This is a genomic window from Microbulbifer sp. CnH-101-G (assembly GCF_052466775.1).
In genome coordinates this window covers 173,083-192,841 of record NZ_CP174292.1, presented here as the reverse complement: position 1 = coordinate 192,841, position 19,759 = coordinate 173,083, and the positions used below count along the sequence as shown (strand labels likewise).

Annotated in this window: 19 protein-coding genes; 9 read left to right on the top strand and 10 right to left on the bottom strand. The window is 54.2% G+C overall.

The window, feature by feature from the left end:
• Nucleotides 1-48: 48 nt before the first annotated feature.
• From ACJJID_RS01130 to fabV, 7 genes are all read right to left on the bottom strand, one after another.
• Nucleotides 49-822 carry an MBL fold metallo-hydrolase gene (locus ACJJID_RS01130; RefSeq protein WP_444921117.1) on the bottom strand — a complete coding sequence of 258 codons (774 nt, stop codon included), beginning with the start codon at nt 820-822 and terminating at the stop codon, nt 49-51.
• A gap of 2 nt (nt 823-824) precedes the next feature.
• On the bottom strand, nt 825-2,021 hold the full coding sequence (gene bamC, locus ACJJID_RS01125; protein ID WP_444921116.1) for an outer membrane protein assembly factor BamC: 1,197 nt from the start codon (nt 2,019-2,021) through the stop codon (nt 825-827).
• Nucleotides 2,022-2,055: 34 nt separating this feature from the next.
• Nucleotides 2,056-2,931, bottom strand: coding sequence for a 4-hydroxy-tetrahydrodipicolinate synthase (dapA, locus tag ACJJID_RS01120; protein WP_152451649.1), 876 nt, complete (start codon nt 2,929-2,931; stop codon nt 2,056-2,058).
• Between the two features lie 92 nt (nt 2,932-3,023).
• A complete protein-coding gene (lpxL, locus tag ACJJID_RS01115) occupies nt 3,024-3,989 on the bottom strand; it encodes an LpxL/LpxP family Kdo(2)-lipid IV(A) lauroyl/palmitoleoyl acyltransferase (RefSeq protein WP_444921115.1) in 966 nt (321 codons plus the stop codon).
• 113 nt (nt 3,990-4,102) lie between these two features.
• Nucleotides 4,103-4,336 (bottom strand): DUF2789 family protein, encoded by a 234-nt coding sequence (locus tag ACJJID_RS01110; RefSeq protein ID WP_152451645.1) that lies wholly within the window; start codon nt 4,334-4,336, stop codon nt 4,103-4,105.
• Nucleotides 4,337-4,427: 91 nt separating this feature from the next.
• Nucleotides 4,428-5,471, bottom strand: a complete 1,044-nt coding sequence (locus ACJJID_RS01105) for an NADP(H)-dependent aldo-keto reductase (protein WP_444921114.1) — start codon at nt 5,469-5,471, stop codon at nt 4,428-4,430.
• Between the two features lie 222 nt (nt 5,472-5,693).
• Entirely contained in the window at nt 5,694-6,872 is a 1,179-nt protein-coding gene (gene fabV / locus ACJJID_RS01100) for an enoyl-ACP reductase FabV (protein ID WP_444921113.1), read from the bottom strand.
• 479 nt (nt 6,873-7,351) lie between these two features.
• Between fabV and ACJJID_RS01095 the strand changes: the two genes are divergently transcribed.
• From ACJJID_RS01095 to ACJJID_RS01085, 3 genes are all read left to right on the top strand, one after another.
• The gene (locus ACJJID_RS01095; RefSeq protein WP_152451639.1) at nt 7,352-7,780 is read left to right on the top strand and encodes an acyl-CoA thioesterase; all 429 of its coding nucleotides are present in this window, start codon (nt 7,352-7,354) and stop codon (nt 7,778-7,780) included.
• Between the two features lie 76 nt (nt 7,781-7,856).
• On the top strand, nt 7,857-8,429 hold the full coding sequence (locus ACJJID_RS01090) for a tRNA-(ms[2]io[6]A)-hydroxylase (protein ID WP_444922588.1): 573 nt from the start codon (nt 7,857-7,859) through the stop codon (nt 8,427-8,429).
• A gap of 97 nt (nt 8,430-8,526) precedes the next feature.
• A complete protein-coding gene (locus ACJJID_RS01085; protein WP_444921112.1) occupies nt 8,527-9,237 on the top strand; it encodes a DUF2238 domain-containing protein in 711 nt (236 codons plus the stop codon).
• A 4-nt stretch (nt 9,238-9,241) separates the two neighbouring features.
• Here the strand turns inward: ACJJID_RS01085 and ACJJID_RS01080 are convergent, their stop codons facing one another.
• Nucleotides 9,242-9,718 (bottom strand): Lrp/AsnC family transcriptional regulator, encoded by a 477-nt coding sequence (locus ACJJID_RS01080; protein ID WP_444921111.1) that lies wholly within the window; start codon nt 9,716-9,718, stop codon nt 9,242-9,244.
• Between the two features lie 186 nt (nt 9,719-9,904).
• On the opposite strand from ACJJID_RS01080, the gene ACJJID_RS01075 reads away from it, so the two are divergent.
• Nucleotides 9,905-11,578: an aminotransferase class V-fold PLP-dependent enzyme gene (locus ACJJID_RS01075; protein WP_444921110.1), complete on the top strand. Its 1,674-nt coding sequence runs from the start codon at nt 9,905-9,907 to the stop codon at nt 11,576-11,578.
• A 25-nt stretch (nt 11,579-11,603) separates the two neighbouring features.
• On the opposite strand, the gene ACJJID_RS01070 is transcribed toward ACJJID_RS01075, so the two are convergent.
• Together ACJJID_RS01070 and ACJJID_RS01065 are read right to left on the bottom strand one after the other, a co-directional pair.
• A complete protein-coding gene (locus ACJJID_RS01070) occupies nt 11,604-12,506 on the bottom strand; it encodes a universal stress protein (RefSeq protein ID WP_444921109.1) in 903 nt (300 codons plus the stop codon).
• Nucleotides 12,506-14,011, bottom strand: a complete 1,506-nt coding sequence (locus tag ACJJID_RS01065) for a SulP family inorganic anion transporter (RefSeq protein ID WP_152451629.1) — start codon at nt 14,009-14,011, stop codon at nt 12,506-12,508. Before ACJJID_RS01065 ends, ACJJID_RS01070 begins: the two co-directional genes overlap by 1 nt.
• A gap of 409 nt (nt 14,012-14,420) precedes the next feature.
• Here ACJJID_RS01065 and ACJJID_RS01060 point away from each other — a divergent pair, with 409 nt between their 5' ends.
• From ACJJID_RS01060 to ACJJID_RS01040, 5 genes are all read left to right on the top strand, one after another.
• Entirely contained in the window at nt 14,421-15,701 is a 1,281-nt protein-coding gene (locus ACJJID_RS01060; RefSeq protein ID WP_444921108.1) for an efflux RND transporter periplasmic adaptor subunit, read from the top strand.
• Nucleotides 15,702-15,797: 96 nt separating this feature from the next.
• Nucleotides 15,798-16,499 carry an ABC transporter ATP-binding protein gene (locus tag ACJJID_RS01055; RefSeq protein WP_444883837.1) on the top strand — a complete coding sequence of 234 codons (702 nt, stop codon included), beginning with the start codon at nt 15,798-15,800 and terminating at the stop codon, nt 16,497-16,499.
• Nucleotides 16,500-16,512: 13 nt separating this feature from the next.
• Nucleotides 16,513-17,835 (top strand): ABC transporter permease, encoded by a 1,323-nt coding sequence (locus ACJJID_RS01050; RefSeq protein WP_444921107.1) that lies wholly within the window; start codon nt 16,513-16,515, stop codon nt 17,833-17,835.
• Nucleotides 17,836-17,844: 9 nt separating this feature from the next.
• Nucleotides 17,845-19,053 (top strand): FtsX-like permease family protein, encoded by a 1,209-nt coding sequence (locus ACJJID_RS01045; RefSeq protein WP_444921106.1) that lies wholly within the window; start codon nt 17,845-17,847, stop codon nt 19,051-19,053.
• An 88-nt stretch (nt 19,054-19,141) separates the two neighbouring features.
• Nucleotides 19,142-19,675 (top strand): nuclear transport factor 2 family protein, encoded by a 534-nt coding sequence (locus ACJJID_RS01040; RefSeq protein ID WP_444921105.1) that lies wholly within the window; start codon nt 19,142-19,144, stop codon nt 19,673-19,675.
• The last annotated feature ends 84 nt before the right edge of the window (nt 19,676-19,759 follow it).

The following is a 19,759-nucleotide window of genomic DNA, read 5'->3' as shown; positions in this document are numbered from 1 at the left end:
AATTATCGCTATTATCGAGAGGTAATTAAGTTAATACTCTAGGACCCATTAGCCTCGAGCTTCAACGGTAAGCCAGTCAAAGCCATCCTGTTGACAGGCAAAAATGCAGTTCTCGACACTCTCCACCATCTCTGCCAATGCCGAGCGAGCTAGCTCTAGGGTATTATTTTTTTCACTAATGTGGGCAACCACCAGATGTTGTAGCTGTTCATAGCCCACACGCTGGAGAAATCCTGCAGCCTGCTGGTTACTCAGGTGTCCGTAGGCACCGCCCACACGTCGCTTCAGAGAGGGGGGATATGGCCCCTGGGCCAGCATCTGCGGATCGTGGTTGGCTTCCAGGACCAGTGCATCGCAACCGGAAAAATGGGATTCCACATGGGGAGTTACGGTACCGAGGTCGGTCAATAGACCCAGACTGCTGCCACGACTGCGAAATACATACTGTGCGGCCTCTCTGGCATCGTGAGGCACAGCTACCGGTGTTACCTGAATATCTGCGAGCACAAATGGCTGATGCCCTTCGATCAGGTGCACTTGCGGCAACTTACCGATATCACGGGCGCGAAGAGTTCCGGGGGTCAGATACACCGGCAGGCCATACCTGCGCGCAAGCGGTGCGACACCGGAAAGGTGATCGCTGTGCTCGTGGGTTACCAGTATTGCCGCGAGATCAGCGGGAGACATACCGAGCCGCGACATGCGTCGCTCGGTTTCTTTGATGGTAAAGCCGCAGTCCACCAACAGACATTGGTCGCCAGTGGCGACCAATGTACCGTTTCCTTTACTGCCGCTTCCCAGTGAGGCGAAGCGCAGGCCCATTATTAAATCAGATTCTGCTGAATAGAGAGCAGCAGCTGGGAGGCCTTATTGCGTGAGAGCGGCTGGCCGCGTGTATCGCGGACGCGCACCTCAATCTCATCATCGTCGCCACCCCGGATCACGATCAGGTAGCCGGGATAGCCATCCTCGGGAATTGAACCAACACCGAGTCCTTTGATTTCCTTGAATAGCGCAGGCTCACTACTCTTGGAGGTATCAATACCGGCTAGGATCTGCTGCAGGGTTACCTGGTCGGCACTTTCGGCCAATTCATCTTCCTGTTTGGACTTCTTGCCCCAGGAGAACCAACCGCCATCGTCCTCTTCACTCTCTGCCAACTCGCGCTCTTCATCGTAGGTGACATAGAAGAGACCGATATCGGAATCCTCTCTATGCAGACGGTAAGCACCGGCATTGACGGCGTGAGCAACAGTGGCCCAGGCGCGATCCATCTCAAGCCCCATGGAAATATAGGGTTCGTGGCCAGCTGGCTCACGCAACTGTACTTTCACAGAGCTGCCACCGATGGCCTGGGCCACCAGGGAGGCGGAGGCACCGGATTCTTCTGTGGCCAGGGCGGTAGACATCTCATCGATCATCCAGCCCTCGCGCTCCGGGCTGCTAGAGAGTTGCGGCCAGTTGACCGTACCACCGACTGGAGCGTCCACCGCTACGGATAAATGACGCACGTGGATCTCAGTGGTATCCGGCTGAACACCGGTCTCGATTTGCAGGCGGTATTTGTCCTTGGTATCTGGGCTTTCATTGAAAGTCATCCAGGCGGTTTCCATAATACCGGCGCTGGCATCAGACATTTCCACAGTCAACCCGGAAGTGCGCAGGAAATAGTGCAACTGGGGCCAAACCTCTTCCGGGGGTTGGGTGACCAGTACCCAGCGATTGCTGCCCAGCTTCTGAATCTTTACCCGCTCCAAGCCTGCATTGACTGACAGAGCCTGGGGACGCGGTACTTCAAAGTCCCCTTCTTCCAAACCGTTACTGGCGATCTGTGGAATTTCGTAGAGTTCTTCCTGGTGCTTGGCATTGATACCCTCAGGGATCTGCAGTGGCGCCAGACTGTCCGCCTGTTGGTAATCGTTACTGCGATCGCGGAAATAGCCATCGTTGCCGAACACACCACAACCCGCCAGGCTGAGACTGGAAATACAGAGCGCGACTCCAACGGTCAATTTGTTCATTAAAGCTTTCCTGGTTAATTCACGATTCGCAGGTTTATAGTACGCCGGCACTGCGCAGAGCCTCGCGCACTGTAGCATGATGCTCGGGCGACAGGCTGGTCAGCGGCAGGCGGATACCGCCATCTATACGCCCCATCTCCCGCAGAGCCCATTTCACCGGTATCGGGTTGGACTCCAAAAACAAAACTTTGTGCAATATTTGGATACGCTGGTCAATTGCCCGCGCAGTCACAGCATCTCCGGCCAGCGCGGCCTCACATATCTGGGCTACCGCCGCCGGGGCCACATTGGCGGTAACACTGATATTGCCCTGGCCTCCCAGCAGCATAAGCTCCATGGCAGTATTGTCGTCACCAGAGTAGACAGCAAACCCCTCCGGCAGGGTATCCAATAAAACTTTAGCGCGCTCCAGGTCACCAGTGGCTTCCTTGATCCCGATAATATTACCCATTGAGGACAGGCGCTGAACTGTCTCCGGTAACATATCCACTGCGGTGCGGCCGGGCACGTTGTAGAGAATCTGCGGAATCGGCACAGCCTTGGCGATCGCACGGTAATGCTGGTACAAACCTTCCTGGGTCGGCTTGTTGTAGTAGGGCGTTACCAGCAGACAGGCATCGGCACCACAGCGGGCGGCGCTCTCAGTTAAATCAATCGCCTCTGCGGTGGAATTGGCGCCAGTTCCCGCAATTACCGGGATGCGCCCGGCGACCTGATCCACCACCCGGCGGATAACCTCAATATGTTCGTTAACGTCGAGGGTTGCGGACTCCCCAGTGGTCCCCACAGCGACCAGCGCGCGCGTGCCCTGTTCAATGTGCCACTCAACCAGGTTGCGCAAACTGTCCCAATCCAGGCTTCCGTCTGCATACATTGGGGTGGCCAAGGCCACCATACTGCCGGTAAACATCCTCACTCCTTAATTATCGCGCTCGGCCTGGAATAGCACCGCCAGAGTCGAACCAGTATGTTACTTAGGGCGCAGAATCTATGCCAGTGCGACTAGCTCGCCACTTTCCTGCGCTTCTTTTTCTTCTTGCGCACCCCTTCATAGACGTTGGATGCGCCCTCTGGGCGGGTCTTAAAGCGTCGGTGAACCCACATATACTGCTCTGGAGCCTCGCGAATGCGCGCTTCGATGAAGCGGTTGACCAGAATAGCGTCCTGTAGTTCATCCCCGGAAGGAATTTCATCAATGGGATCGTACACTTTGAGGCGGTAGCCGGAGTTGTCATCCAGCCGTGTAACTATGTAGGGCACAACTCTGGCGCGCCCCACACGGGCAAATCGCGAGGTACCTGTCACAGTTGCCGCAGGAACACCGAACAGGGGCGCAAAAACTCCCTGCTTGATCCCATAATCCTGGTCTGGAGCATACCAGACCGCTCGCCCGCGTTGCAGGGCGCGCAATACTCCACGTACATCCTTGCGCTGATAGACGCTTCCACCGCGGGTGTGACGCTCTCGCCCCTTGCGCTGCATATAGTCGTAGACGGGATTTTTGTGAGGGCGATACATGCCATCCAGGGTAATACTCATCCCCATCAGCGCCGCCCCCATCTCCAGGGTGGTAAAGTGCATGGCCATCAGTAATACGCCCTGCCCCTGGGACTGGATATCCCGTAACTGATCAAGGCCCTCAAAAATACAGTGACTTCGCAACCAGCGCGCGGAGCGAAACCAAGCCATGCCGGTTTCCATCAGAGCCATGCCACTGGATTCAAAGTTGCGAAGAAGCAATGTCGCCCGCTCAGAATCACTGAGCTCGGGGAAACAGAGGGCCAGGTTGCGCTCGGCAATGGTACGGCGGCTATTGGCCAGCCCGAGCATTGCACGACCAAAACCGCGGCCCATTGCCAACTGCCAGCGATAGGGCAATTGAGCCACCAGGAACCAAAGCCCAAATAATAACCAGGTCAGCCAGTATCGGGGGTGCAGCAGGGCCGCTCGAAAACGGGGTTTTTCCATCGGATATCGCTACGCGGCCGGGGCCTTAGCCCCAGCTTAATCGGTTGAATTCGGCGTAGTATAACCTATGGGATACGGCGCAGGGGCGGGCAACTGACCATTGCCAGGGCGCATTAATGACGCAGCAGGGAATCCAGCTCATCAACTGCGACGCACCAGTCAGAATCCTCTTCTATGGCATTCTCTAAAAACTGGCGCTGCCCCTCGGTCCAAAAAGGCGCCGCAGATAATTTCTCGTGCCGCTGCAGGTAGTGTGAAATCAGAAACTCGTGTATTTCTGCATCCTCTGAGGCTAACCCCAGTTGTGCGAACAAATCGTTGAGGGTGTGGTGCCCGGTCATCTCCATAAAAGCTCCCCTATCGTTTTTCCCTTGCCGGTTACGCAATTTTCTCCCCAATTATAGATATCCCCAACCCCATATTTAGGGCCTATTGATACTAAGGAGCCGGGTTTGGATTTTCGCTGTGAATAGCCTCAATGGCGGCCGACAGTTCCTCATTAAGTATCACATTGACACTGGCAATATTGTTGCGCAGCTGCTCCATGGTTGTGGCGCCGATTATATTTGAGGTCACAAACGGCTGTTGATTGACGAAGGCCAGAGCCATCTGCGCCGGGTCCAGATCAAACTGGCGCGCCAACTCCACATAAGCCTCGGTTGCTGCCATCGTGCGTTCTCCCGCATAACGCTGGAAACGGTCGTACAGTGTCAGGCGCGCACCAGCAGGCTTTTTGCCCCCAAGATACTTCCCGGAAAGCACCCCAAAGGCCAGGGGCGAATAAGCCAGTAACCCACATCGCTCCCTCAGAGACATTTCGGCACAGCCGACCTCAAAAGTGCGGTTCAGCAGGTTATAGGGATTTTGGATCGAGACGATGCGCGGCTTGCCTAAAACTACCGACTCCCTGAGGTACTCGTGTATACCCCAAGGGGTTTCATTGGAAATGCCAATATGGCGAACCTTGCCCACCTTAACCAGCTCCTCCAGGGCATCGAGGGTCTCGGCGATAGCGATGCCATCATCCCCTCCATGCTGGTAGCCAAGGCGACCGAAAAAGTTGGTCAAGCGCTCAGGCCAATGGACTTGGTAGAGGTCGATATAATCGGTGGCCAACCGCTTGAGAGAGTGATCACAGGCCTTCAGGATCTGCTCGCGGTTCAGCCTCGGACCTGAACGCAGATGCCCGACCCCAGAGTTGGCTTCGCCGCGCCCAGCCACCTTGGTGGCGATGATCACCTTGTCGCGTCCACCGCGGGCCGACAACCAGCTGCCGATATACTCTTCCGTTCGTCCCTGAGTTTCAGGCCGGGGGGGCACCGGGTACATTTCCGCACAGTCGATAAAGTTCACCCCTTGCTCCAGGGCATAGTCCAGCTGCTCAGTGGCATCATCGGCGCTGTTTTGTTCGCCAAAGGTCATAGTGCCCAGGCAGATCTGACTGACTTTGAGGTTACTGGTGCCGAGCTGGCGGTATTCCATGGAATTTTCCCCCGCAAAAACTAAATGAGGATTATGCCCCCTTGCCGCTAAAGGAAAACAGGGGCGTACACGGGTAACTTAAGGGAAAGAATAAAGAGGGAAAAGCCACAAGGGCCTTAAGGCGAAACAATAAAATAAATAACGGAATTCTAAATGTGTAGAAAACGGAGAGCAGCGGCGCTACTCCCCGCAGACAGGGACTCTCCCTGAGCCCAGCAGATATCAGCGGAATTCCGCCTCTACCATTGGACTAGTATCGGCTTCATAGTCGATACCCTCGACGCCAAAGCCAAATAGCTTGAGGAAGTCGGCCTGATAACCTTTGTAGTCTGTCAGCTCAAATAAGTTTTCTGCCGTTACCTGCGGCCACAGGTGTTCAATCTTGGACTGAGTCTCCGGGCGCAGTTCCTTATCATCCATACGCAGGCGATTGTCTCCATCGAGACGCGGGGTATCGGTATAGAGTCCCTCAGTGTAGAGACGGTAGAGCTGCTCGATACAGCCTTCATGCGTCCCCTCTTCCTTCATCACCTTGTAGACTAGGGAGATATACAACGGCATCACCGGAATCGCGGAACTGGATTGGGTAACCAGGGCCTTGAGCACCGCAACATTGGCGTTGGCCTGGCCCTTGTCGGTAATCGCCTTGGCGGCACGGTCCAGATCTTCCTTGGCCTTGCCGATGGTGGCGTGACCATAAATCGGCCAGGTGAGCTTTTCACCGATATAGGTGTAAGCCACAGTCTTGCAATTGTCGGCCAGAACGCCTGCTTCACCCAGGGCCTGCATCCACAGCTCCCAGTCCTCACCACCCATCACCTTCACGGTGTTGGCAATCTCTTCCTCATTGGCGGGCTCGACAGTGATATCGGAAATTTCCAGCTTGTCGGTATTCAGGTTTTTAGCCGTATAGGATTCACCGATAGGCTTGAGTACGGAGCTGTAAAGTTCACCGGTCTTGGGGTCTGTGCGGCGGGGTGAAGCGAGGCTGTAAACCACCAGGTCCACCTGTCCCAGGTCCTCTTTGATCATTTCGACAGCCTGGGCTTTTACGGCGTCGGAAAAGGCATCGCCGTTGATACTCTTGGCATAAAGCCCCGCTTTGTGCGCCTCGGCCTCAAAAGCCGCGGAATTGTAGTAACCGGCGGAAGCGGTGCGCTTTTCCGTGGGCGGCTTTTCGAAAAACACCCCCAGGGTCTTAGCGCCACAGCCAAAGGCGGCGGTAATCCGCGAAGCCAGCCCGTAACCGGTGGAAGCCCCCACGACCAGGACCCGCTTTGGGCCATTGTCGATCGCTGGCTGGGACTTGATGAAGTCAATCTGTTCACGCACATTAGCGGCACAGCCCTGCGGGTGGGCATTGGTACAAATGAATCCGCGAACTTTCGGCTGGATAATCATCCTAACAGTCTCTCCCTATGCACTTGGGGAATCGTGGTTTTTTGATCACAGATACGCGAGGTGCGCATCGGGGAAAACGGTGGTGTAAAACAAGCACAGCGACGCCAGAGTCACACCGTTTCGGCATTCTAATGGTTGTGGCTTGGGAGTCCCATAGTTACCTTTCCCCCCAGGCGGTCCCGCTGTCCAGAACCTCCCTAGCAGCGGCCAAAGTGGCCAAACGCCCTTAAAGTGACTTAACGCACTATTTTTGCGCACTAAAATCTTTTTTGCGCCAGAGATGTGTCCCAAATCCCCTATTAAGGCGCCTGTTTCACCCAAAAGCCTCAACTAAGCTTTCTCAGGCTTGGCACGCTGTGTGCAAAACACTTTATATGCGGAAGTTATCTGTTTGAGTACTGGAGCCATCCAGCCCGAATGGTCACTGCGCAAATACTTACCATCAAGCGTTAAACCCAAAGTAAGTTAGGAAGGTCAGCGTGAAATATTACTCCCGTCACTGTGTCAAACCCGGCGACCTGAATCCTGCCCAGCGCCTATTTGGCGGTCAGCTGCTCGCCTGGATTGATGAAGAAGCCGCCATTTTTGCCGGTTGCCAGATGGGCACGCCCATGCTGGTCACCAAACTCATGTCAGAAATCGACTTTGTCAGCTCAGCCTGCTGTGGCGATGTCGTGGAATTCGGCTTTGAGGTGGTTGGCATCGGCCAGACCTCACTTACCGTGCACTGTGAAGTGCGCAGCAAGCAGACCCAACAACTCATTGTGCAAGTGGAACAGATTGTCTTCGTGGCACTGGATGCCAACGGCAAGCCCACACCTCACGCCAAGGCCGGAATGACCCTGGAGCAGGCGCGAACCGTCACGCTTCACGAGCGGGAGCTTCGCGAGCGCCGATTAACCGGCTAAAGTCTCCTTCAGCCCTCTGAAAGCTATTCCTATGGATGGCAGTATACTGGCCCCTTTGTCGCTACCGTCATCCATCATGTTGCAACTTCGTTATAAAACCCCAAAGGCCTGGGCAGAGGTAGTGCTCAAGGATTTCAACCGTTTTCTGCAGGATCACGCCGCTGCAGAAAAGAAGGCCTCCGGCATGGCCGTCTCCATGTTCTCCCACTACCCGGACAAACCCTTGCTGGTGGAAGCCATGGTGAACCTGGCATTAGAGGAAATGAACCATTTTCGTCAGGTCATCAAAATCATGCATGAACGCGGCATCTATCAGGCAGCGGATGAGAAAGATCCCTATATCCACGCCCTGCGCCGGCTGATTCGCCGCGGCCCGGAGGAATACTTGATGGACCGGCTGCTCACCGCCGCCATTATCGAGGCGCGCGGTTGCGAACGCTTTGGCCTGGTGGCCGGGTCCCTACCTGAGGGGCCACTGAAAACTTTCTACCGGGTAATCACCGAAAGCGAGGCTCGCCACCACGAACTGTTTGTGGAGTTGGCGCTGGAGTATTTTCCCTGCCATGCGGTGGAGGAACGGCTTTCCCAGCTGCTCGATGAGGAGGCACTTATTACCCAGGCGCTACCCTACCGAGCAGCCCTGCACTAGCTCCGGGTGAAAGGAGTTACCCCAAGGAATCCAAGGAGGCGCGCAATCGTGTATGCTGGCGCAGAAATACCTTGTCTGCAGTGGGGGTTCCGCAGTTATGTCCAGTCTTCGTCGACACTGGTACCACCTGTTTCTACTGACCGTTTTCGCCCTAGCCTGGGGTTGGTCCGCTTGGCAGCCGCTGCATCCAGATGACTGGTTGCTGGAAAACTACCTGGTCTTTGCAGCCCTACCCGTTATTTTGCTCAGCGCCCGGGTATTTCCGCTCTCCAGGATTTCCTACACGCTCATCACTCTGTTTATGTGTCTGCATGTCATCGGCTCTCACTACACCTACGCGGAGGTACCGTTCGGTTTCTCCATGGGCGAGTGGCTCGGCAGTGAGCGCAATATGTACGACCGGTTGGTACATTTCAGTTTTGGCTTATTACTGGCCTACCCGGTGCGAGAGATATTGATCCGCCTGGCGGGCTTGCGCGGTTTTTGGGCTTACTTTTTCCCGGTGGACGTCACCTTCGCCCTTTCGTCCATCTATGAAATTATCGAGTGGCAAGCGGCACGCACCGTCTCCCCGGAACTGGGTATCGCCTTTCTCGGTTCACAGGGGGATATTTGGGATGCGCAGAAGGATATGTTGTTGGCAGGCCTAGGGGCCATAGTGGCGATGTTGATTGCACTGGCCCTGAACCTATGGCTCAACTCCAATACTTGGAAAGAAATACGCAATAGTATGCGAGTTCCTGAAGGGGATCGGGCCCGTGGAGAAGCCAAAATTCTGCAGTGGTGGCGAAGCCGACACGGCCACTGACCCCTCATACCGCCCCAGCGTAAGTCAGTGGCAGGCGGGTAGTCTGCTTCATGGTCTCCATCACAAAGCTGGAACTCACATCGAATAGGTCAGCTTTGATCAGCTCCTTGTAAAGGCGGTCGTAACCGGGCATATCGGTAACCACCGCCTTGATCAGGTAATCGAGATCCCCACTCATACGATGCACCTCCAATATCTCGGCGATGCCCTGCACCAATTCACCGAACTGCGCAGCCCACTGATCGTTGTGCTGATTGGTGCGGATGGAGATGTATACAGTCAGTGGCAAGTTGAGTTTTTGAGGATTCAGCAGTGTCACCCGTTCGGCGATCACGCCCTCCTCCTCCATTTTGTGAATACGCCGCCAGCAGGCGGATTTTGAAAGCCCCACCTGCTCGGCAATATCTCCCACAGAGAGCGTCGCATCCCGCTGCAATAGCTCGAGAATCTGTTTGTCCTGCCGATTAAGCACCGCTGCCATACCTGCCCCCACACTGGCCACCAAATAGCTTATCGTCTCACTAAATAATTAAATATCAACACAATGATCCCTAGTAACTGCTATTACGGCACGTTGTTTCGGTTTTGAGATAAAAAACCATACAAATAGGCACATTGTTTCACTGCTAAAGGCCTAGAGTGGCCCTAAACAACAGGGAATAGAATCATGACCACTTTTATCAAGCACATTCGCGCATCTGTTATCGGCGATCGCATGCCTATTCCCACCCCTTTTGGACCGAGGCCGTTGATTTATGCCGATTACACGGCTTCCGGTCGCTCACTGACTTTTATCGAAGATGCCATCCGCCGGCAGGTGCTGCCCTATTACGCCAATACCCACAGCGAGAGTTCCTTTACCGGTGCCCAGATCAGTGCGTTGCGCGAGGAGGCACGGGAAGAGATTCGACGCGCGGTCAACGCAGGCCCCGAGCACAAGGTCATTTTTTGCGGCTCCGGTGCCACCGCTGCGATCAACAAGCTGATTGATATCCTCAACTTGCGTCTGCCTGCAGACCTGGATAAGCGCCACCAGCTACTGGAGCAAATCCCCCAGCAGCAGCGGCCAGTAGTTTTTATCGGCCCCTACGAGCACCATTCCAATGAATTGCCCTGGCGGGAAAGCATCGCCGAACTGGTTTCTATTCCCCTGAACCGGCAGGGCGAGCTGGATCTAAACAACCTGGAATCCCTGTTGCAGATCTACGCCAAGCGTCCCGTGAAGATCGGCAGTTTTTCCGCCGCCTCCAATGTGACCGGCATTAAAACCGACGTAGCGGCCGTCACCCAACTGCTTCACCGCTACGACGCCCTATCTTTCTGGGACTATGCGGCTGCCGCGCCCTATGTGGGGATCGACATGTGCGCAGTTGGGGACAATGGTGAAGATGCGAATAAAGACGCGGCCTTTATCTCGCCACACAAGTTTGTCGGCGGGCCGGGTACACCCGGTATTCTGGTGGTACACGAGCGGCTGCTAAAAAATTCTGTACCGGCGACTCCCGGCGGGGGCACGGTGTTCTATGTCACCCCGCAGGATCACCGCTACCTGGATGATCCGGAGCGCTGTGAGGAGGGCGGCACCCCCGCCATTGTCGAGTCCATTCGCGCCGGCATGGTCTTCAAACTGCAGGGGATGGTGGGCACCGAGGAAATTGCCAAGCGTGAAGAGCACTTTATTCGCCGTGCCCTGCAGCGCTGGTCTCTTGAAGAAAATATCGAAGTTCTCGGTAACCTGCAGGCGTCTCGCCTCTCCATCGCTTCGCTGCGTATTCTCTGGCAGGGCAAGGACTTGCACTACGGCTTTGTGGTGGCGCTACTCAATGATCTGTTTGGCATCCAGGCCCGCGGTGGCTGCTCCTGTGCCGGCCCCTATGGGCACACACTGCTCGGCATCGATATGGAACACAGCCGCGCCTTAGAGAAGCAGATCGTAAAGGGCCAAAAACTCCTGCGGCCCGGCTGGGTGCGGCTGAATTTCAATTATTTTATCGACGATGACACCTTTGAATACTTGCTAGAGGCAGTTGCCCTAGTCGCACAGCACGGCTGGAGGCTGCTGCCCTATTACGCCTTCGAAACGGCTCAGGGAGTCTGGCGCTTCCAGCAAGAAAAACTCGGCCCAGTTGTCAGCTTGGCAGAGATGGATTTTTTCGCAGGGGCAATAAACGAAGAAGAGAAGCCACAATCGCTGCGGACACTGAGCGACTACCTTGCGATTGCGAAGGAGGAGCTATGCCGAGCTCGACCGGAGGCGCATTACTGCGAATTAACACTGCCTGCAGATGCCGAAGCACTGCGCTGGTTCGCCAGTCCCAGGGAGGCGGTGTTGGCGCTCTGAGGCCTCGGCCCCAGAGCTTCAATGATCAACGCAACAGCAGCAGGGGTTGCCGGGTTTTTAACAGCATCTTGGCGGTGATGCTCCCCATTAACAGATCACGCAAGCGATTATGGCTAAAGGCCCCCATCACGGTGAGATCAATCTGGTGTTCGGCCTGATAGGCAATCAAAGCCTCGACCGGATTGCCCTCCAGGTGGCTGGCAGTAACCGCCAGCCCCGCGGCATCCAGTTCAGCGCTGGCCTGCGCCAGCAGTTTCTCCGCCACGTCCGCAGGTCCCACATTCACCAGATGGCAGGACAACTGGCGGAACAGGGGGCTCTCTGCCACCAGCGACAGCGCCTTGCGCGCGGCTTCGCTGCCATCGTAAGCGAGCATAATGCGCTTGGGCGGCTGAAATTCCCGGTTGACCACTAGAATCGGCTTGTGCAGTGCACGCACCACCGTCTCCAGTTGTGCGCCCAGGCCCTGCTCCGAATCCGCATGCTCCTCGCCGCGAATACCCAGCACCAGCACGCGTATCGAATCCTCGAGTTCCACTACGGACTCGGGCAGGCTATCGTGGCGCTGGCAACTCATTACCTGCTCCACACCGGCAGCCTCCACGCGACTGCGCGCGGCCTGCAACATTAGTTTGCCCTGTTTCACCAGCAGCTGCGCGCGCTGTTGTTCCAGCGCGGTCAGCTCTTCCAGTAACTCTTCCTGGCTGCCGAGGCCGATGCTACCGGTGAAGTCCGTTACCGCCGGCACCTCACTGCGTTCGATGTTATGCAACAGCTTTAGCGGCGCACCCAGGCTATCGGCCAGCCAGGCCGAATAATCGCAGACTGCGCCGGTATAATGGGAGCCGTCGATACAGGAGAGTATCAACGGCGGTGTAGCACCATTACTAAAGAGGTTATTGTTATTGTCGCTGTTGCTTACGGCCATCAATGTCCTCCAAGAACCCGTTCAATTTCCTCGGGTTTATCATGTACGCCGAATCGGTCGACGATTGTCTCACTGGCTTGGTTAAGCCCCACCAGCTCTACCTGAGCACCCTCACGACGGAATTTCAGCACAACTTTGTCTAGGGCGTTCACCGCAGAGATATCCCAGAAATGTGCGCGGCTGAGGTCGATCACTACCGTATCCACAACTTCCTTGAAGTTGAATGATGCGGTGAATTTATCGGCGGAATTAAAGAAAACCTGCCCAATCACTTTATAGGTACGACGACTCTGTGCCTCGTCCAGTTTACTGCTTACATACATAAAGTGGCTGACTTTGTTGGCAAAAAATAGCGCGGCCAGCAATACCCCAACAAACACACCATAAGCCAGGTTATGGGTCCACACTACCACAATCACAGTGGCCAGCATGACCAAATTGGTGGAGAGCGGATAGTGTTTCAGGTTGCGTATGGAGCTCCAGTCAAAGGTGCCGATAGAGACCATAATCATAACCGCCACCAGAGCTGCCATAGGGATCACCGCCACCCAGTCACTGAGGAAGACCACCAGGGTCAACAGGCCAATACCGGCTACCAGGGTGGAGAGTCGACCGCGACCGCCGGACTTCACGTTGATTACCGACTGGCCGATCATGGCGCAACCGGCCATACCGCCGAGGGAACCGGCAGCAATATTGGCAATCCCCTGCCCTTTACACTCACGGTTCTTATCGCTGTTGGTATCGGTCAGGTCATCGACAATGGTTGCCGTCATCAGAGACTCCAGCAGACCGACCACGGCCAGGCCTGCGGAATAAGGGAAGATAATTTGCAGGGTCTCAAAATTCAGCGGCACTTCGGGCCAGAGGAAGATCGGCAGAGTATCCGGCAGTTCACCCATATCGCCGACGGTACGAATATCCAAACCCATGGTCACAGCCACTGCGGTGAGCAGTAGAATACACACTAGCGGTGAGGGCACCGCTTTACCAATCACCGGAATATAGGGGAAAAGATAGATAATCCCCAGGCCCGCTGCGGTCATGGCGTAGACCTCCCAGGTGCCACCGATCAACTCGGGCATCTGCGCCATAAATATCAGAATGGCCAGGGCATTCACAAATCCGGTCACCACAGCCCGCGACACAAAGCTCATCAGGCTGCCCAACTTGAGGTAACCGGCAATAATCTGCAGCACCCCGGTGAGTAGCGTCGCCGCCAGCAGGTACTGCAAGCCGTGCTCCTTCACCAGCGTCACCATCAGCAGTGCCATGGCGCCCGTGGCCGCGGAAATCATGCCCGGCCGACCGCCCACAAAAGCGATCACCACGGCAATACAGAAGGAGGCGTAGAGTCCAACCCTGGGGTCCACCCCCGCAATAATAGAAAAGGCGATCGCCTCTGGAATCAGGGCCAGGGCCACTACCAGGCCTGCGAGAACGTCGCGACGTATATTGCCGAACCAGTCGGCTTTGGTCGATGAGAGCAGCGATGGAAGGAACATAAACGCAATAAATTTGAATTGATCAAAAAAAGGCCGCGCACTCTACCACATGCACAGTTCCCCCGCATGAATCCCCACTGTAGACCCAAGGTTCAGCGGATCGACCTTCGCCTTCAATCTCCCCAACCCTAGCTTTATCCCTCTTCTTCATCCCTCTTCTCCGGCCTCATAGAGCTAGCGGACAAAGCGGACAGCGGACACTTTTTGCGGACACCCGTGGAAAAGCCCCGCACTCCCAGAAACTTAAAAAGTTCTTATTTATCAGTGAGTTACAAGCATTTTTAAAGTTGGCACAGCCCTTGCTAAATACTCGGCAAAACCAATATTTTTGGGTTTGCATCCGAATAGAAAATGTTTTGCATCCAAAGTGGAAAAGCAAAAGCCCCGATTAAGAGAAATGGAAAGCGAGATGATCAGAGACACTTCCAGGCAAGATACAGAAATCGAAGCCGTGCCGCTGTGGAAGAATCCAAAAGTAATTAAGAGCACCCTCGGCCTCGGCCTGGCCACCGCTTTCCTCACCTGGGGTATCAACGCCTGGCACAGCACCAGCTCTGTGGATAACACCCTTTCTCTGTCGCGCATCAATATCGCCCAAGTGGAACGCGGTGATTTGGTACGCGACCTAGTGGTCCAGGGCAAGGTCGTCGCCGCCAACAGTCCCACCCTATTCAGCCCCGCCCAGGGTATCGTGAAGTTTTCCGTGAAAGCCGGGGATAGCGTAAAGGCCGGCCAGATCCTCGCCACCGTCGATAGCCCCGAGCTTTCCAACCAGCTGGCCCAGGAAAAGGCACAACTTAACCAGCTCGGTGTGCAACTGCAACGGCAGAAGATTCAGGCCAAGCGCCAACAGATGGAGAACCAGCAAAAAGCCGACCTTGCCAAGGTCGATCTCACCGCGGCCAAAAGGGAGTTGAAGCGCTCCGAACTCTCGATGGAGAAACAGATTATCTCCCTGCTCGATTTTGAGCGCAGTAAGGACGAAATGGCCCGCGCCCAGCTGGAATACCAACAGGCCGTACAAAATGCAGAGCTGGAGAAAGAGTCCCTCACCTTTGAAACCCAGACTCTGGAGCTGCAGTTGTCACAACAACAACTACAAGTGGAGGAGTTGGAGCGCCGTGTGCGCGAGCTGCAGATTCTCTCTCCAGTGAACGGCACTGTCGGCAGCCTCGCCGTCACCCAGCGCAGTGCAGTGCCCGCCAATGCGCCACTGATCACCGTCGTGGACCTCACCAGCTTCGAATTAGAAGCCGCCGTGCCGGAAAACTACGCCGACGACCTGGGCTTGAATATGGCCGTGGCCATCAATCTGGGAGGGCGTGAACTGCCCGGCGAAATTACCGCGATTTCCCCCGAGGTTATCGATAACCAAGTCATCGCCCGGGTGCGCTTTAGCGAGGGACAGCCCCAAAACCTGCGTCAGAACCTGCGTCTCACCGCCCGTGTGCTGTTGGAGAACCGCAATGATGTGCTGCTGGTGAAACGCGGCGGTTTCCTGGATCAGAGCGGCGGTCGCTATGCGTTTCGCCTGAACGATCAACAACAGGCGGAACGCGTTGGTATTCAAATTGGCGCATTGGGTCTGAAACAAGTGGAAATCGTTTCCGGCCTGCAAGAGGGGGATCAAATCATTATCTCCGCTTCCGAAGAATTGGAGAGGGCCCAGCTGGTTGCCCTGAAAGAGTAAACCAAACCAAATAGTGAACACGCGCAAGCTACGACTTTTCTGCTTCCGCAATGAATCAACGATTTAAAAATTCAGTGAAAAACAAGGAACATCGCCATGCTTAAAATGCATAACGTCCGCAAGAGTTTCCGCACAGACACCATTGAAACCCACGCCCTGCGCGACTTCAGCCTGGAAGTAAAGGAAGGGGAATTTGTCTCTGTCACGGGCCCCAGCGGCTCCGGTAAAACCACCTTTCTCAATATCGCAGGGCTACTGGAAACCCCAACTGGTGGCCAATATTTATTGGATGGTGAAGATGTCAGCAACCTGAATGACCGTCAGCGCTCTCGCCTGCGCAACGAGAAAATCGGCTTTATTTTTCAGGGGTTTAACCTGATCCCCGATCTCAACCTGTTCGATAACATTGATGTTCCTCTGCGCTACCGCGGCTTTAACGCTAAAGAACGCCGTAAACGCATCGAAAAGGTCCTGGAACAGGTGGGCCTGTCTGCCCGGGCCAAACATCTGCCTGCGCAACTTTCCGGTGGCCAGCAGCAGCGCATCGCCATCGCCCGCGCTCTGGCCGGTGAGCCACGTTTTCTGCTCGCAGACGAACCCACCGGAAATCTCGACTCCCTGATGGCGCGCCAGGTTATGGAGCTACTGGAGTTTATCAATGAGTGGGGCACCACTATCGTAATGGTCACCCACGATCCCGAATTGGCCCGCCGCGCACATCGCAATATTCAGATTGTGGATGGGCAGGTGTGCGATCTGCGCCCGGTCACCGAGCAACCAGAAGCCGCTACTGCTTAAGGAGCCTGCAGTAATGATTGGATACTATATTTCCCTGGCGTTGCGCAGTCTGCGCAGTACGCCAATATTAAGCGCACTGATGGTCGCGGCTATCGCGGTGGGGGTGGGTGCTTCTATGACAGTGCTCACCCTCAACTATATGATGTCGCAGAACGCGCTTGAGCATAAAGACGATGTTCTCTTTGCCGTACAGCTCGATAGCTGGGATGTTAATGAAGCCGCAAATACCACCAATGAAATTCCCTGGCAGCTGACTTATAAAGATGCCCAAGCCCTGCTGCGCTCCGATATCCCCACCCACCAGGTAGCCATGCACCGCTATGGCTTCACCGTGAAACTGGAAGATTCCGCAATCCGACCTTATACCGCTGACATTCGTGTAACCACCCGCGATTTCTTCAGGTTATTCGATGTTCCTTTTATTTACGGCGGCACCTGGGAAAAGAGCGCGGACAATTCACCTATGCAGGTGGTGGTGTTGTCCAAGGCCACCAATGAAAAATTATTCTCTGGAAAAAATAGCGTTGGTGAAACCGTCATATTAAATAGCCAGCCTTTTACCGTTATAGGCGTTATTGATACCTGGGAGCCCTCACCCAAAGTTTACGATGTCAATAATAGCTCCTTTGCAGAAGTTGAATCCCTGTTCGTGCCTTTTGGCCTCCACCGCAAGCTGGAAATTTTCAGCTGGGGAAACACCAATGGCTGGGATAATAGTGGAGAAGGAGAAGGTAAAGGCTACGAGGGTTTCCTACAAAGTGAGAGCGTTTGGATTCAATTTTGGGTTGAACTCGACGATAACGAACAAAAAGCCGAGTATGAGAGCTTCCTAACCGCGTATATTCAAGGACAAAAGGAGCAGGGGCGCTTCGGGCGACCATTAAAATTTGCCTTGAGCAAACCTTCCGAATGGCTGGTTCTCAACGAAGTTCTCAGCGATGATAATCGCATTTTGGGCTGGGTATCTCTGGCCTTTCTACTGGTTTGCGTGATCAATGCGGTAGCTCTCTTGCTCGCCAAGTTTCTGCGCAAAGCGCCCGAAGCGGGCGTGCGTCGAGCACTTGGTGCCAGCCGCAATGCCATCTTCACCCAGCACCTCATTGAAAGTTCAACTATCGGCATTCTCGGTGGAATAGCCGGTATTTTACTCGCTTTTATAGGGATCAGTGGAATCCGTTATTTGGCGATGGGGCAACTGGATACCGTCGCCAGGATGGATTGGGTGATGGTGATCGCAGCCATCGGACTCGCGCTAATCGCAAGCCTGCTGGCAGGGCTTTACCCAGCTTGGCGTATCAGTCGCACTAACCCCTCCATTTATCTGAAAACCCAGTAAGGACGAGTCATGCTTGAATTAAAACCCATGTTATCCGCCCTCTGGCGTAACAAAGTGCCCGCCCTACTGATCGCTCTGCAGCTTGCATTGACTCTGGCAATTATCAGCAACACGGTTGTGATCGTAAAAGATCGTATTGCAAAGATAGAAAGGCCCACCGGTATTGCCGTAGAGGAGATCATTGCCATCAACGTAATGGCGATCCCCAATAACTACGACATGATTGGAGCGGTATCTTCTGATTTGGAGTTACTGAGAAAACTGCCTTTTGTCAAAGATGCAACCATTACCAACCAGATACCTTTATCCCGGTCAGGTTCAGCGGGCACTTTTTACACTCAACCTAATCAGGAAGTCGGTGGAGAGGTCTCTAACCGTTACAATACGGACCCAAACTTTATCAATACCCTGGGTTTAAAATTAGTGGCGGGGCGAAATTTTACCAGTGCTGAAATGCAATATTTTGATCCGAGTGAAATTCGGGATATCAATGTCGCAGTTATTACCCAGCAATTCGCGGATAAAATTTACCCAGACCAAGATCCTGTTGGGAAACCCCTCTATGATGGCAACACTTCCCATCCAATAGAAATTATTGGCGTTGTCGAACGGCATCTGGGCGCTTGGGTGGACTGGTCAAAAGCAGGCAATGTGGCCTTTTTCCCCATTGTCAGAAATACTCAGGACGTCAATTATTTAGTACGTGCCGAGCCGGGAAAGCGCGATGAAGTGTTGAAGACCTTAGTTGAGAAGCTGTCTGAAAGGGACCCTCAAAGAGTCATTAAAACCAGAGTGCTCTCAGAGTATGTCGCTCGCAGTTATGCAGGGGATAACTTAATGATAAAAGTGTTATCTATTGTTGCAGCCACGCTCAGCTTTATCGTAGCACTGGGAATTGTTGGCCTGACAATCTTCTGGATTAACCAACGTGCCAAACAAATAGGTGTTAGACGTGCACTGGGGGCTAGCCGCAGCAATATCAGCCGCTACTTCCTGATTGAAAACAGTCTGATTGCCGCTACCGGTATCGCTCTGGGCAGTGCCGCAGCCCTAATCGTTAATCAGTATATGGTGCGCGATTACTCCCAGCCGGTATTAACCCTACTACCGCTCGCTATCTGTGCTCTATTGGTATTGGTTGTCAGCCTCGCCGCTGCACTGGCGCCAGCACTACGTGCAGCCAATATCTCCCCGGCTACCGCCACCCGCAGCGTATAAAATCAATTTCTAACTGGTGGCCGGACTTTTTTAGCTGACCACCAGTTTGGTGAAAAGCAAGATAGTAAATAAAAAGGGATAATTTATTGTGCGAAATTATTTAATGGCTCTAGGGTTTACAGCCATATCAATTTTCATACCCACAGCAATCGCCGAGCAACATCCCATCGTTGCCGGCCCTCAAGCTACAGAGGAATTAGAAAAGGAAATCACCGCTGTGGACTTACAACTGTTTGATGCTGTCTTCAATAGCTGCGACATTAACAAACTGAGTCAACTCGTCACTGATGATTTTGAAATGTACCATGATAAGTGGGGTAAGACCGCAAGCTCAGCACGTGAATTTCTCGATGGCATTAGCAGCATGTGTGAACGACAAAAATCTGGCAGTGATATTAAAGCGCGCCGAGAACTCATTAGCGATAGTGTTAAAATTTTCCCAATGAACAACTACGGAGCCATTCAAAGCGGTACACATAAATTTTATGGCATAAATGCTGATAACAGCGAAGTGTTACGCGAGAGTGGACATTTCACCCACCTCTGGAAAAAAATGGATGGGCAGTGGAAGCTCGCTAGAGTCTTGAGTTTTGACCACCAACCTGCCAACAGTGGTCACTAGCCTCTGACACTAACCTTCTAACCGACAGTCTGGATTTAAACACCAGCGGCAGTAGTTCCCCCTAACCACCACTCATTGCATAAT

Coding starts and splice junctions, on each gene's coding strand:
- ACJJID_RS01130 (WP_444921117.1), bottom strand. CDS start 822: ATGGGCCTGCGCTTCGCCTCACTGGGAAGCGGCAGTAAAGGAAACGGT.
- bamC (WP_444921116.1), bottom strand. CDS start 2,021: ATGAACAAATTGACCGTTGGAGTCGCGCTCTGTATTTCCAGTCTCAGC.
- dapA (WP_152451649.1), bottom strand. CDS start 2,931: ATGTTTACCGGCAGTATGGTGGCCTTGGCCACCCCAATGTATGCAGAC.
- lpxL (WP_444921115.1), bottom strand. CDS start 3,989: ATGGAAAAACCCCGTTTTCGAGCGGCCCTGCTGCACCCCCGATACTGG.
- ACJJID_RS01110 (WP_152451645.1), bottom strand. CDS start 4,336: ATGGAGATGACCGGGCACCACACCCTCAACGATTTGTTCGCACAACTG.
- ACJJID_RS01105 (WP_444921114.1), bottom strand. CDS start 5,471: ATGGAATACCGCCAGCTCGGCACCAGTAACCTCAAAGTCAGTCAGATC.
- fabV (WP_444921113.1), bottom strand. CDS start 6,872: ATGATTATCCAGCCGAAAGTTCGCGGATTCATTTGTACCAATGCCCAC.
- ACJJID_RS01090 (WP_444922588.1), top strand. CDS start 7,857: ATGTTGCAACTTCGTTATAAAACCCCAAAGGCCTGGGCAGAGGTAGTG.
- ACJJID_RS01085 (WP_444921112.1), top strand. CDS start 8,527: ATGTCCAGTCTTCGTCGACACTGGTACCACCTGTTTCTACTGACCGTT.
- ACJJID_RS01080 (WP_444921111.1), bottom strand. CDS start 9,718: ATGGCAGCGGTGCTTAATCGGCAGGACAAACAGATTCTCGAGCTATTG.
- ACJJID_RS01075 (WP_444921110.1), top strand. CDS start 9,905: ATGACCACTTTTATCAAGCACATTCGCGCATCTGTTATCGGCGATCGC.
- ACJJID_RS01070 (WP_444921109.1), bottom strand. CDS start 12,506: ATGGCCGTAAGCAACAGCGACAATAACAATAACCTCTTTAGTAATGGT.
- ACJJID_RS01065 (WP_152451629.1), bottom strand. CDS start 14,011: ATGTTCCTTCCATCGCTGCTCTCATCGACCAAAGCCGACTGGTTCGGC.
- ACJJID_RS01060 (WP_444921108.1), top strand. CDS start 14,421: ATGATCAGAGACACTTCCAGGCAAGATACAGAAATCGAAGCCGTGCCG.
- ACJJID_RS01055 (WP_444883837.1), top strand. CDS start 15,798: ATGCTTAAAATGCATAACGTCCGCAAGAGTTTCCGCACAGACACCATT.
- ACJJID_RS01050 (WP_444921107.1), top strand. CDS start 16,513: ATGATTGGATACTATATTTCCCTGGCGTTGCGCAGTCTGCGCAGTACG.
- ACJJID_RS01045 (WP_444921106.1), top strand. CDS start 17,845: ATGCTTGAATTAAAACCCATGTTATCCGCCCTCTGGCGTAACAAAGTG.